12 protein-coding genes and 1 rRNA gene are annotated in these 12,741 nt (G+C 52.6%); 7 read left to right on the forward strand and 6 right to left on the reverse strand.

From position 1 onward, the window contains the following. Positions 1 to 5: 5 nt before the first annotated feature. Positions 6 to 905: a LysR family transcriptional regulator gene (locus NAZ64_RS16560; RefSeq protein ID WP_001535061.1), complete on the reverse strand. Its 900-nt coding sequence runs from the start codon at positions 903 to 905 to the stop codon at positions 6 to 8. 102 nt (positions 906 to 1,007) lie between these two features. Between NAZ64_RS16560 and eamB the strand changes: the two genes are divergently transcribed. Continuing rightward, a complete protein-coding gene (gene eamB, locus NAZ64_RS16565; RefSeq protein ID WP_000188414.1) occupies positions 1,008 to 1,595 on the forward strand; it encodes a cysteine/O-acetylserine transporter in 588 nt (195 codons plus the stop codon). Between the two features lie 61 nt (positions 1,596 to 1,656). Here eamB and grcA read toward each other — a convergent pair whose 3' ends face one another. Beyond that, positions 1,657 to 2,040 (reverse strand): autonomous glycyl radical cofactor GrcA, encoded by a 384-nt coding sequence (gene grcA, locus NAZ64_RS16570; RefSeq protein WP_000627811.1) that lies wholly within the window; start codon positions 2,038 to 2,040, stop codon positions 1,657 to 1,659. 318 nt (positions 2,041 to 2,358) lie between these two features. Between grcA and ung the strand changes: the two genes are divergently transcribed. After that, a complete protein-coding gene (ung, locus tag NAZ64_RS16575; RefSeq protein WP_000179978.1) occupies positions 2,359 to 3,048 on the forward strand; it encodes a uracil-DNA glycosylase in 690 nt (229 codons plus the stop codon). Between the two features lie 115 nt (positions 3,049 to 3,163). Here ung and NAZ64_RS16580 read toward each other — a convergent pair whose 3' ends face one another. Further along, on the reverse strand, positions 3,164 to 4,201 hold the full coding sequence (locus NAZ64_RS16580; protein ID WP_000997372.1) for a tRNA/rRNA methyltransferase: 1,038 nt from the start codon (positions 4,199 to 4,201) through the stop codon (positions 3,164 to 3,166). A 203-nt stretch (positions 4,202 to 4,404) separates the two neighbouring features. On the opposite strand from NAZ64_RS16580, the gene trxC reads away from it, so the two are divergent. From trxC to NAZ64_RS16605, 5 genes are all read left to right on the forward strand, one after another. Continuing rightward, a complete protein-coding gene (trxC, locus tag NAZ64_RS16585; protein WP_001098732.1) occupies positions 4,405 to 4,824 on the forward strand; it encodes a thioredoxin TrxC in 420 nt (139 codons plus the stop codon). Between the two features lie 72 nt (positions 4,825 to 4,896). Beyond that, entirely contained in the window at positions 4,897 to 5,577 is a 681-nt protein-coding gene (tapT, locus tag NAZ64_RS16590; RefSeq protein ID WP_220569697.1) for a tRNA-uridine aminocarboxypropyltransferase, read from the forward strand. Between the two features lie 53 nt (positions 5,578 to 5,630). Beyond that, positions 5,631 to 8,291, forward strand: a complete 2,661-nt coding sequence (gene pat / locus NAZ64_RS16595; RefSeq protein WP_115285759.1) for a protein lysine acetyltransferase — start codon at positions 5,631 to 5,633, stop codon at positions 8,289 to 8,291. A 114-nt stretch (positions 8,292 to 8,405) separates the two neighbouring features. Then, complete coding sequence (gene pssA, locus NAZ64_RS16600; RefSeq protein WP_000949286.1) at positions 8,406 to 9,761, forward strand: CDP-diacylglycerol--serine O-phosphatidyltransferase; 1,356 nt, start codon at positions 8,406 to 8,408, stop codon at positions 9,759 to 9,761. A 44-nt stretch (positions 9,762 to 9,805) separates the two neighbouring features. Next, positions 9,806 to 10,129, forward strand: coding sequence for a YfiM family lipoprotein (locus tag NAZ64_RS16605; protein ID WP_001264466.1), 324 nt, complete (start codon positions 9,806 to 9,808; stop codon positions 10,127 to 10,129). Here NAZ64_RS16605 and NAZ64_RS16610 read toward each other — a convergent pair. From NAZ64_RS16610 to rrf, 3 genes are all read right to left on the reverse strand, one after another. Beyond that, positions 10,126 to 11,427, reverse strand: a complete 1,302-nt coding sequence (locus tag NAZ64_RS16610; RefSeq protein ID WP_000807818.1) for an MFS transporter — start codon at positions 11,425 to 11,427, stop codon at positions 10,126 to 10,128. The two genes, NAZ64_RS16605 and NAZ64_RS16610, sit on opposite strands and share 4 nt — an antisense overlap. Before the next feature lie 103 nt (positions 11,428 to 11,530). Continuing rightward, positions 11,531 to 11,986, reverse strand: a complete 456-nt coding sequence (locus NAZ64_RS16615) for a DUF4385 domain-containing protein (protein WP_000985653.1) — start codon at positions 11,984 to 11,986, stop codon at positions 11,531 to 11,533. A gap of 386 nt (positions 11,987 to 12,372) precedes the next feature. Next, positions 12,373 to 12,488, reverse strand: a 5S ribosomal RNA gene (rrf, locus tag NAZ64_RS16620). Between the last annotated feature and the right edge of the window lie 253 nt (positions 12,489 to 12,741).

A 12,741-nucleotide genomic window follows, 5' to 3' on the forward strand; every position in this document is an offset into this window, starting at 1 on the left:
GTTCGTTAACCCGGCATTTTTTTATCTTCCACGGTAAAACACGCCTCCATACACTGCATAAATATCTGCATTGCCGGGCTGACCGCTTTCCCGGCATGATGGGCGCACAGCGCCATGATCGATAGCGACGGCGCGCCAAACGGCAGCTCTTTCAACTGACCGGTACTAAGTTCTCGTTCAACGGTAAATCGTGGTAAAAAGCTGATGCCCAGGTTAGCAGCCACACACTGTTTAATGCTTTCAATACTCCACAGTTCAATGGTGTTTTCCAGCGTAATCCGCCTCTGCCGTAGCGTACTTTCAAACAGCTGGCGGAAGACACATTGCGGTTCATTGATGATGAAGCTACAGGGGATATGCTGATCTGGCTGCGTAAAATCAGCATCCTGTAGCAGTGGAGAGGCCACCAGCGCCAGCGACTGCTCCCCCAGTTGCTGCATCGTGAGCGCGTCATCATTGCCTACGCGATAAAAAACGCCCAGATCGACCTCGTCATTCAGCAACGCATCACGTATCACATAGCAATTCAGCGATTGTAGCGACAATCTGACATTCGGCGCTCGCAGCTTAAAGCGTTGTAAAACCTGCGGCATTTTGTACGCCAGTAAGGTTTCACCTGTCGCCACGCGCAGCTCTCCGCCGGGTTCCGCATCCTGTCTTGCGGCTTCACGAATCGACTCCATCACACGCGTCAGTTCATGGATATGCGGCATCAGCTTTTTCCCCTCAGTGGTCAGGCACATTCGGCGCCCTATTTTCTCGAATAGTTGCAGGGAAAACTCACGTTCAAGCTGTTGAATATGAAAAGTTACCGTCGACTGAGTACAGCACAGCTTTTGCGAAGCCCGTAGAAACGAGCCCTCTTCCACTACCGTTTTCAGCGTAATAAACCGACGCAGATCCATAACCACCAACCTATCGAAAATCTCGAATTCAGAATTAAAAAACATTCATTTTTTTAAATATTTCATATCGGGTACTGTCTGCTAAAACAGAGGAGATGACAAGTGACACCGATGCTTTTAAGCGCTTTCTGGACTTATACATTAATCACCGCCCTTACCCCCGGCCCAAACAATATTCTCGCGCTTAGCGCAGCAACTGCACATGGTTTTCGGCAGAGTATTCGTGTACTGGCAGGTATGAGTCTGGGATTTTTGGTCGTCATGCTGCTGTGCGCCGGGATCGCGTTTTCCCTTGCGGTTATCGATCCGGCAATCATTCATTTACTCAGTTGGGTGGGGGCTGCGTATATCCTGTGGCTGGCGTGGAAAATTGCCACCAGTCCAGCGGCGGATGAGAACGCCAGACCAAAACCGGTTGGCTTTTGGGTAAGCTTTGGCCTGCAGTTTGTGAACGTCAAAATTATTCTTTACGGCATTACCGCTCTGTCTACATTTGTTTTACCGCAAACGCAGGCGCTGAACTGGGTCATCGGCGTCAGTATATTGCTGGCATTGATCGGCACGTTCGGTAATGTGTGTTGGGCGCTGGCGGGACATCTGTTTCAGCGGGCGTTTCGCCATTATGGTCGCCAGTTAAATATCATTCTGGCGTTACTGCTGGTGTACTGCGCGGTGCGGATTTTTTACTGACCCAAATAAAACAAAAGCGGAAAAGGCCCGGCCTCTTCCGCTTGTTATTACCGGATAAGCCTTACAGGCTTTCGGTAAAGGTACGAGCGATAACGTCGCGCTGCTGTTCCGGCGTCAGGGAGTTAAAACGCACCGCATAACCAGAAACACGAATAGTCAGCTGCGGGTATTTTTCCGGATGCTTAACCGCGTCTTCCAGAGTTTCACGACGCAGAACGTTAACGTTCAGATGCTGACCGCCTTCAACGCGTACTTCCGGTTTAACTTCCATCGGAATTTCACGGTATTCAATCTCGCCCAGTTTGCTGACAGCCACAACTTCATCTTCAGCAAAGCCGGATTTTGCAACGATGCAGCGCGCTTCGCCTTTTTCGCTGTCCAGCAGCCAGAAGGAATTCAGCAGGTCGTCGTTAGCGGCTTTAGTAATCTGGATACCTGTAATCATGTGATGCCTCCCCAGGCAAAATTATTTGATTTCGGTCGGCCTAATCCCGGCCAATTGGTAAAACCATTGTTGCTTGAGTGTATATATACCCTTCGATCACCCTTCATTCTTTGATTTAAATCAATAAAAACCACACCATAAAAAGGGTGATGAAGGGAATTTATTGTTTTACATCAACTTACACCATTCAGACCTATAAACTTTTTACATAAACTTTCAACTATCTTTTGTAGGTAACCGTTTTTGTAGCACGCAGGATTTTGCACCGCAGAAAGAAGCAGTTAAGCTAAGGGAACTGGAAATTCGCAGGAGAGCGAGATGGCGACTGAGTTAACCTGGCACGATGTGCTGGCTGATGAGAAACAGCAACCTTACTTTATCAATACGCTTCACACTGTTGCTGGCGAGCGTCAGTCGGGTATCACGGTCTACCCGCCGCAAAAAGATGTGTTTAACGCCTTTCGCTTCACGGAACTGGGCGACGTTAAGGTGGTGATCCTGGGACAAGATCCTTACCACGGCCCCGGCCAGGCACATGGTCTGGCGTTTTCCGTGCGTCCTGGGATCGCTCCCCCGCCGTCATTAGTGAATATGTACAAAGAGCTGGAAGCCTCCATTCCCGGCTTTGTTCGCCCCGCGCACGGTTATCTGGAAAGCTGGGCACGCCAGGGCGTACTGTTACTGAATACGGTGCTCACGGTACGGGCAGGCCAGGCGCATTCTCATGCCAGCCTGGGGTGGGAAACCTTTACGGATAAAGTGATAAGCCTGATTAACCAACACCGCGAAGGGGTTGTCTTCCTGCTGTGGGGCTCGCACGCCCAGAAGAAAGGCGCGATTATTGATCCACAACGCCACCATATTCTGAAAGCTCCGCATCCCTCGCCACTCTCTGCGCACCGCGGATTTTTTGGCTGTAACCATTTTGCGCTAACGAACCAATGGCTGGAACAACACGGCGAGAAAACTATCGACTGGACGCCAGTATTACCGGCTGAGAGTGAATAACGTTGGCGACTCGCCGTTTTATCGCCCGGATAACGGCGCGAAAGCGCCTTGTCTGACCGGGCGGTAGGAAGTACATCATTGGCCCGGCGCGCGTTGCGTCACCGGGCTGCAGCCCTTACGCTTTATTCTGTCGCCACCACTCGGCGAGCAGTACGCCTGTCGCAACCGACACATTCAGGCTTTCCACGTTCCCGGTGCCGTTAATTTTCACGCACAGATCGTCGGGTTCGCGCGCCGCTTCCGGCAGGTAGTCATATTCACGGCCTAAGACCAGCACCATCTTTTCCGGCAGGGTCGTACTAAAGAGCGCCTGACCGCGTTCGCTGGACGTCGTCACCACGGTGTACCCCGCCTGACGAAAGTCATCCAGTACGTCAACAATGCTTTCACCAGTGATCGGCTGGACATGCTCCGCCCCGCCTTCCGCAGTACGAATCGCCGCGCCGGACTCCAGCAACGCCGCATCCTGTACCACCACGCCCTTCACGCCGAAGTGCGCGCAGCTACGCATCATGCCGCCCAGATTATGCGGGTTAGCGACATCTTCCAACGCCAGCACGCAGTCTTGATCCGCCGCCTGCTTTACCCATTGCTTAACGGTCGTACCGTTACGCTTTTTAATCAGGAAACACACGCCGCCGTGGTGCTCAGTCCCGGAAGCTTTTGCCAGTTCGGCTTCATCCACCACATGGTAGGCTTTACGATTCGCCGCCATCCAGCGCAGCGCCTCTTTAAAACGCGGGGTCACGCTTTGGATAAACCATGCGCGCACGATGGCGTCAGGACGGCTCTGGAATAGCGCCTGGCAGGCATTTTCGCCGTAGACGCGCGTCTCTTCCGCACGCTGGCGACGCAAAACTTCAGGGTCGATAAAACTTTTACCGCTAATACCACCATGATCGACTTTCTCAGGCGTTTCATCGCCTGGCGCGCGGGACACGGTGCGCCACGGCGAAGTTTCATGTTTACGGTCACGGCTCTGATTATTTCGCTCATCACGGGCGGGGCGACGTCCACCGTCAGTGCGAGACTTTGCTGGGCGGCCTCCCCCTTTCCCGGTACGCGGGTTATGGGTGCGTTTATCAGAGTCATCATCACTACGGACATACATCACTTTGACTTTGCCGCTTTTGTTTTTTAATTCATCGTTCATGCTTTTCTCCACCAGCGCTGCGCGAAGCGCGAAGATTACCCGATGTGCATCCGGTTAGCCATGATTTCGTTTAAAAGCTTGCGACTATTGTACTCATTGAATAAAACACATTGTTGTTTAGCACAGACTCCTCGATAATATGTAACATTATAGAAACATCCCGCGCGTAGCGGGACGTCTTCCGACGTATTCAGAGGTTAGCTATGAACACCGTTTGTACCCATTGTCAGGCCATTAACCGCATCCCCGACGATCGGCTTCAGGACGCGGCAAAATGTGGACGCTGCGGTCATGAGTTGTTTGACGGAGAAGTCATTAATGCGACCGGCGAAACGCTGGACAAACTGTTGAAGGACGATCTTCCAGTGGTGATCGACTTTTGGGCCCCCTGGTGCGGCCCTTGCCGTAACTTTGCGCCAATCTTCGAGGATGTCGCAGAAGAGCGCAGCGGTAAAGTCCGTTTCGTCAAAGTGAATACCGAGGCGGAACGGGAACTCAGCGCCCGTTTCGGTATTCGCAGCATCCCGACGATTATGATTTTTAAACATGGGCAGGTGGTCGATATGCTTAATGGCGCAGTGCCTAAAGCGCCTTTCGACAGCTGGCTGAACGAAGCGCTGTAAACGCCACGGGGCGCATCTTGTGCCCCGTTTTCACCTCTGCCACAATAGCGTTTTTCTCCGCAAACGCTTTCTATGACCAATAACGCTGTCCTTCAGTTACGCGCCGAACGGCTTGCGCGCGCTACTCGCCCTTTTCTTGCCAGAGGCAATCGGGTTCGCCGCTGTCAACGCTGCCTGCTGCCGCTAAAATCTTGCCTGTGTGATACGTTAACGCCTTCTCAGGCGAAAAGCCGTTTTTGTCTGGTCATGTTTGACACTGAAGCGATGAAACCCAGCAATACCGGCCGGCTGATAGCCGATATTTTGCCGGATACCGCGGCGTTTCAGTGGTCGCGTACCGAGCCGCCGCAGGCGTTGCTGGAGCTGGTACAGCATCCGGATTATCAGCCGATAGTGGTTTTTCCTGCATCCTACGCCGGCGAAGCGCGCGAGGTCATTTCCACCCCGCCCACCGGGAAACCGCCGCTGTTTATCATGCTGGACGGCACCTGGCCCGAAGCACGTAAAATGTTTCGTAAAAGCCCTTATCTGGATCATCTGCCGGTCATTTCCGTCGATTTATCGCGTCTTTCAGCTTATCGTCTGCGTGAAATCCATGCCGAAGGGCAATATTGTACCGCCGAAGTCGCCATAGCGTTGTTAGATCTGGCGGGAGATACCGAGGCGGCAACCAGTTTAGGTGAACATTTCACCCGTTTTAAAACGCGCTATCTGGCAGGAAAAACGCAACATCCGGGAAACGTCACAGCATAAAATAGCGAAAGCGTTTAAAATTATCCGGTCACTTCTGTGTAAGGGAAACCGGTATGAGCCAGCAAGGACTGGAAGCGCTACTGCGACCAAAATCGATCGCGGTGATTGGCGCATCAATGAAGCCCCACCGCGCGGGTTACCTGATGATGCGTAACTTGTTGGCGGGCGGATTCAATGGCCCCGTCCTTCCCGTAACGCCCGCCTGGAAAGCCGTTTTAGGCGTCATGGCCTGGCCGGATATCGCCAGTCTCCCTTTTACTCCCGATCTGGCTATTTTATGCACTAACGCCAGCCGTAACCTGGCGTTACTGGACGCGCTTGGCGCGAAAGGGTGTAAAACGTGCATTATCCTTTCTGCTCCCTCGTCACAACATGAAGAACTTCTTGCCTGTGCCCGGCATTATAAAATGCGTCTGCTGGGTCCAAACAGTCTTGGGCTCCTCGCGCCGTGGCAAGGGCTGAATGCCAGCTTTTCTCCCGTCCCGATTAAACAGGGCAAGCTCGCTTTTATTTCCCAGTCTGCCGCCGTTTCCAATACTATTCTTGACTGGGCGCAACAGCGTGAAATGGGCTTTTCCTACTTTATCGCGCTGGGCGATAGCCTGGATATTGATGTCGATGAACTACTGGATTATCTGGCGCGCGACAGCAAGACCAGCGCGATTTTGCTCTACCTGGAACAGTTAAGCGACGCCCGCCGTTTTGTTTCCGCCGCCCGTAGCGCTTCACGTAACAAACCGATTCTGGTGATTAAAAGCGGCCGAAGCCCGGCTGCCCAGCGTTTACTTAATACCAGCGCGGGAATGGACCCTGCGTGGGATGCGGCCATCCAGCGCGCAGGCCTGCTGCGAGTCCAGGATACGCACGAGCTTTTTTCCGCCGTCGAAACACTGAGCCATATGCGTCCGCTACGCGGCGACAGACTGATGATCATCAGCAATGGCGCCGCGCCTGCCGCGCTGGCGTTAGATGAGTTGTGGTCGCGTAACGGCAAGCTGGCGACGTTGAGCGAAGAGACCCGCCTGCAACTACGGCAGGCGCTTCCCGCGCACATTGATATTGCCAATCCGCTGGATCTGTGTGATGACGCCAGCAGCGAACATTACGTCAAAACGCTGGATATCCTGCTCGCCAGTCAGGATTTTGACGCGCTTATGGTTATCCACTCTCCCAGCGCTGCCGCGCCGGGTACGGAAAGCGCCCATGCCCTGATCGAGACGATTAAGCGCCACCCCAGAGGCAAGTTTGTTACGCTGCTGACAAACTGGTGCGGCGAGTTCTCGTCTCAGGAAGCAAGACGGCTATTCAGCGAAGCCGGCTTACCAACCTACCGCACACCGGAAGGCACGATTACCGCGTTTATGCATATGGTGGAATACCGGCGTAACCAGAAGCAACTGCGGGAAACGCCAGCGTTGCCGAGTAACCTGACGTCCAATACCGCTGAGGCGCATAATCTGTTACAGCGGGCGATTGCGGAAGGCGCCACCTCACTGGATACCCATGAAGTACAGCCGATTTTACACGCCTATGGGCTGCATACGCTCCCAACCTGGATTGCCAGCGACAGCGCTGAAGCGGTGCATATCGCCGAACAGATAGGCTATCCGGTAGCTCTCAAGCTACGCTCGCCCGACATTCCGCATAAATCTGAAGTTCAGGGGGTCATGCTTTACCTGCGAACCGCAAGCGAGGTACAACAGGCCGCGAACGCCATTTTCGATCGTGTAAAGATGGCCTGGCCGCAGGCGCGGATTCACGGTTTGCTGGTACAAAGCATGGCTAACCGCGCCGGCGCGCAGGAGCTGCGTGTGGTGGTCGAGCACGATCCGGTGTTTGGTCCTTTGATTATGTTGGGTGAAGGCGGCGTAGAGTGGCGTCCGGAAGAGCAGGCGGTCGTCGCGCTGCCGCCGCTCAACATGAATCTGGCGCGCTATCTGGTGATTCAGGGCATTAAACAGCGGAAAATTCGCGCCCGCAGCGCGCTGCGTCCGCTGGATATTGTCGGTTTAAGCCAATTGCTGGTCCAGGTTTCAAACCTGATTGTCGATTGCCCGGAAATTCAGCGTCTGGATATCCATCCGTTGCTGGCTTCCGCCAGTGAGTTTACCGCGCTGGATGTGACGCTGGATATTGCCCCGTTTGATGGCGATAACGAAAGTCGACTTGCGGTACGCCCCTACCCCCACCAGCTTGAAGAGTGGGTGGAGATGAAAAATGGCGATCGCTGCCTGTTCCGTCCGATCCTGCCGGAAGATGAGCCCCAGCTGCGACAATTCATCGCACAGGTCACCAAAGAGGATCTTTACTACCGTTATTTCAGCGAGATCAACGAATTCACCCATGAAGATTTAGCCAACATGACGCAGATCGACTACGATCGAGAAATGGCCTTTGTGGCCGTGAGGCAGATGGACAATGCTGAAGAGATCCTCGGCGTAACGCGCGCGATCTCCGATCCTGACAACGTAGATGCCGAATTTGCCGTATTGGTGCGTTCAGATCTTAAAGGGTTGGGTTTAGGACGCCGTTTAATGGAGAAATTGATTGCCTATACTCGCGATCACGGATTGAAGCGGCTGAACGGTATTACGATGCCGAACAATCGCGGCATGGTCGCGTTGGCCAGAAAACTGGGATTTCAGGTCGATATCCAGCTCGAAGAGGGCATCGTGGGATTGACGCTGAATCTGGCCAAATGTGATGAATCGTGAGTAATGTACTGGAAATGTTGACCACTTTAACGGGTACTGATGTTATTATTGCTCGCTTATGTCGTCTGCATAGCACAGAGGACCCTTCAATGAACAGAGAAGAAATGCACTGTGATGTTGTCAAAATTTAAGCGTAATAAACATCAACAACACCTTGCCCAACTCCCTAAGATTTCTCAGTCAGTTGATGATGTAGATTTCTTTTATACTCCTGCTACTTTTCGGGAGACACTGCTGGAGAAAATCGCCAGCGCGACGCAGCGTATTTGTATCGTTGCCCTGTATCTGGAACAGGACGATGGGGGTAAAGGTATACTCGACGCGCTCTATGCGGCTAAACGGCAGCGTCCTGAATTGGACGTGAGGGTGCTGGTCGACTGGCATCGCGCGCAACGCGGGCGCATTGGCGCAGCAGCCTCGAATACCAATGCAGACTGGTATTGCCGACTGGCGCAGGAAAACCCCGGCATTGATGTCCCGGTTTACGGCGTACCGATTAATACGCGAGAAGCGCTTGGCGTACTGCATTTTAAAGGCTTTATCATTGATGATAGCGTCCTGTACAGCGGCGCCAGCCTGAACGATGTCTATCTCCATCAGCATGACAAATATCGCTACGATCGCTACCAGCTGATTCGCAATCGGCAAATGGCAGACATCATGTTTGACTGGGTGACGCAAAATCTGATGAATGGCCGTGGTGTGAATCGTCTGGATAATACCCAGCGGCCGAAAAGCCCGGAGATTAAAAACGATATCCGCTTATACCGTCAGGAGCTGCGTGATGCGTCATATCATTTTCAGGGTGACGCTAATGACGAGCAACTCTCCGTTACGCCGCTGGTCGGGCTTGGAAAATCCAGTCTGCTGAACAAAACCATTTTCCATCTCATGCCCTGTGCGGAGCATAAGCTCACCATTTGTACCCCTTACTTCAATCTACCAGCGGTACTGGTGCGGAATATTATTCAGCTACTGCGCGACGGAAAGAAAGTCGAAATCATTGTTGGCGATAAAACCGCGAATGATTTTTACATTCCGGAAGATGAACCGTTCAAGATCATTGGCGCGCTGCCCTATCTCTATGAGATTAACCTGCGCCGCTTCCTGAGCCGTTTACAGTATTACGTCAATACCGATCAGCTTGTGGTGCGTCTGTGGAAAGATGACGACAATACCTATCATCTGAAAGGGATGTGGGTAGATGATAAATGGATGCTACTCACCGGCAACAACCTGAATCCTCGCGCCTGGCGTCTGGATCTGGAAAACGCCATTCTGATCCACGATCCTAAGCAGGAGCTTGCCCCTCAGCGGGAAAAAGAGCTGGAACTTATCCGAACGCACACAACCATCGTAAAACATTATCGTGACCTGCAGAGCATTGCCGACTATCCGATAAAAGTGCGTAAACTGATTCGCCGCCTGCGCCGGATCCGCATCGACAGATTAATTAGCCGTATCCTGTAATCGAAGCCCCGTCCTGTACGGGGTTTTCTCTTAGGAGTGAACTGGTGCGCGTGTTGATTCCTTTTGCGGTGTTGTTTCTCTCCGGGTGCAGCCATCTGGCTAACGACCACTGGAGCGGTCAGGATAAAGCCCAGCATTTTATAGCATCAGCGATGCTATCGGCAGCCGGTAATGAGTATGCGCGTCACCAGGGAGTAAGCCCTGACCGCAGCGCAGCGATAGGGCTGATGTTTTCTTTGAGTCTCGGAGCCTCAAAAGAACTCTGGGACAGCCGCCCGGAAGGCAGCGGCTGGAGCTGGAAAGATTTTGTCTGGGATGTCGCTGGCGCGACAACCGGTTACGCTATCTGGCAAATGGCGCGATACTAAAGGCGTAAGCCCTTTCCTTTACGGTGCAACATCAGCGAAACCAGGAAAGCCAGAACGGCCATCGCGGTAACATACCAGAAGAATGAACTCTCCATACCGACAGATTTTAGCGACAGCGCGACATATTCCGCAGAGCCGCCAAATAACGCATTTGCTACCGCGTAAGATAAACCGACGCCCAGGGCGCGAACCTGCGCCGGAAACATCTCCGCTTTCAGGATCCCGCTAATCGAGGTATAGAAACTCACAATCAATAGCGCGCACATCACTAAAGCAAATGCGGCATAAGGCGACGTCACATTCTGCAACGCGGAGAGAATTGGAACGGTGAAAAGCGTCGCGAGCGCGCCAAAACATAGCATAGAGGTGCGCCTGCCAATCTTATCGGATAACGCGCCGAATAACGGCTGCACCAACATGAAAACACACAGCGCGACCGTCATAATGCCGCTGGCGACATTGGCATGCATACCTGCTGTATTTACCAGATATTTCTGCATATAGGTGGTGAAAGTATAAAAGCACAGCGAGCCTGCCGCGGTGAAACCAAGCACCATCAAAAAGGCTTTGCGATTACGCCACAAACCTTTCAACGAACCGGCTTCTTTTAATGCGCGAGTCTCATGCTTCGAGGTTTCATCCAGCTGGCGACGTAGCCATAACGCCACAACCGCCAGCACGGCGCCCAGCGCAAAGGGAATACGCCATCCCCAGGCACGAAGTTCAGCATCTTCCAGAACCTGCTGCAAAATCACAACGACCAGCAATGCCAGTAGTTGGCCACCGATAAGCGTAACGTACTGAAACGACGCGAAAAATCCCTTACGACCTTCAAGCGCAACTTCACTCATATATGTCGCGCTGGTCCCATACTCTCCCCCTACCGAGAGCCCCTGAAATAACCTTGCAATAAGTAGCAGCGCCGGTGCCCAGGTGCCGATGGTATCGTAACCAGGTAAGCAGGCAATCACCAGCGACCCCATGCACATCATGCACACCGAAATCAACATTGAGGCTTTGCGCCCGCGTCGATCGGCAATGCGTCCAAACAGCCAACCACCGATAGGCCGCATTAAAAAACCGGCGGCAAAGACGCCTGCCGTTTGCAAAAGCTGAGTGGTGGTATTACCAGAAGGAAAGAAGATATGTGCAAAATAGAGCGAGCAGAAAGAGTAGACGTAGAAATCAAACCATTCCACTAAGTTTCCGGAAGAAGCCCCCACGATAGCCCATATGCGCCGCCGCATCTCCGGAGCCTCAGCGTTGTTTTTATCTATACGCTGAATAATTTCTGCCATACTGTTCTCCTTGTTGCCAGGCTTAATCGGCCTTTTATTTTGGAGATTCAGATTACGCGAGACCAAAAAGTAAATAAAGTGTTGATTATTTGTTTGCTAATTTTTATCCCCACCGTGCCTGATGCTGGCGTTTCCGTTTCAGATAGTCTTCGTCCTGACGAATTTTATCCCACCAACCTTTGAAAACCGTTGCCGCCGCGGCCTTAATAGGATCATTACCCCGTGTATTCAGGCTGCCGTCTTCGGCATACTTTTTACCGCCTTTATAGTTAGCGTATCGCCTGGCGCGGGTGTATCCCATCTGAATAAATTTACGCGCCATGTCCATACCAACGAAATCATCCTGCTGCCGGTAAGCTTCGAACAACTGGTAGATCTGTTCTGCGGATTTCATCGCCGATGCTTCATCTTTATAGCGCCAGAAAGGAAGAATTTCGCTTTTGTAGGGTTCAACCAGTAGCACCCCCTGCTCGCCTCGTCCAACCTGATACAATTCAGGCTGCTGGCGGAAGTCGATGCTGGAAAAGTCTTGCTGGTAGTTAAAAGGTTTGATAGCCAATGAAAATCCTCACTGCTTATATAAGCACGTGTAAAGGATAGTTCATCGTTAACGATTGGGTGGGTTGTGCTCTTATCAGTTCTACAAGAGCACCAGCTTCGTAGGCGGGATAATTCCTGTAGGCCGGATAAGGCGGAGCCGCCATCCGGCGGTGCAGGTTGCCTGATGGCGCTGCGCTTATCAGGCCTACATTTTTACAGTTACCGCACACGCAAAGAAGCCCGTCCTGACGGACGGGCTTCTTCACTTGTTTGATGCCTGGCAGTTTATGGCGGGCGTCCTGCCCGCCACCCTACGGGCCGTTGCTGCGCAACGAGTGCTCACCGACAGACTACAGATAAAACAAAAGGCCCTGTCTTCCGACAGGGCCCTTCGTTTTATTTGATGCCTGGCAGTTCCCTACTCTCGCATGGGGAGACCCCACACTACCATCGGCGCTACGGCGTTTCACTTCTGAGTTCGGCATGGGGTCAGGTGGGACCACCGCGCTACGGCCGCCAGGCAAATTCTGTTGCCAGAAACGAATCTTTTACACCGATGCTGCGTTGGCTGCATTCGCAAAGTCAGTCACATACTTCAGTATGCTCCTTCCTTTCCTTCATTTGCCGCCTTGCCTCAGCGTAAAATCTTTCGTTCCCGAAAATCCGGAATCAGTGCTGAAAATTGTTGTCTTCTCAACCGCCAAAACATCTTCGGCGTTGTAAGGTTAAGCCTCACGGTTCATTAGTACCGGTTAGCTCAACGCATCGCTGCGC

The organism is Salmonella sp. A1325 (assembly GCF_056991255.1).

Excerpts from the sequence above, each read along its gene's own strand:
- NAZ64_RS16560 (WP_001535061.1), bottom strand. The coding sequence starts at position 905 with ATGGATCTGCGTCGGTTTATTACGCTGAAAACGGTAGTGGAAGAGGGC.
- grcA (WP_000627811.1), bottom strand. The coding sequence starts at position 2,040 with ATGATTACAGGTATCCAGATTACTAAAGCCGCTAACGACGACCTGCTG.
- ung (WP_000179978.1), top strand. The coding sequence starts at position 2,359 with ATGGCGACTGAGTTAACCTGGCACGATGTGCTGGCTGATGAGAAACAG.
- NAZ64_RS16580 (WP_000997372.1), bottom strand. The coding sequence starts at position 4,201 with ATGAACGATGAATTAAAAAACAAAAGCGGCAAAGTCAAAGTGATGTAT.
- trxC (WP_001098732.1), top strand. The coding sequence starts at position 4,405 with ATGAACACCGTTTGTACCCATTGTCAGGCCATTAACCGCATCCCCGAC.
- tapT (WP_220569697.1), top strand. The coding sequence starts at position 4,897 with ATGACCAATAACGCTGTCCTTCAGTTACGCGCCGAACGGCTTGCGCGC.
- pat (WP_115285759.1), top strand. The coding sequence starts at position 5,631 with ATGAGCCAGCAAGGACTGGAAGCGCTACTGCGACCAAAATCGATCGCG.
- pssA (WP_000949286.1), top strand. The coding sequence starts at position 8,406 with ATGTTGTCAAAATTTAAGCGTAATAAACATCAACAACACCTTGCCCAA.
- NAZ64_RS16610 (WP_000807818.1), bottom strand. The coding sequence starts at position 11,427 with ATGGCAGAAATTATTCAGCGTATAGATAAAAACAACGCTGAGGCTCCG.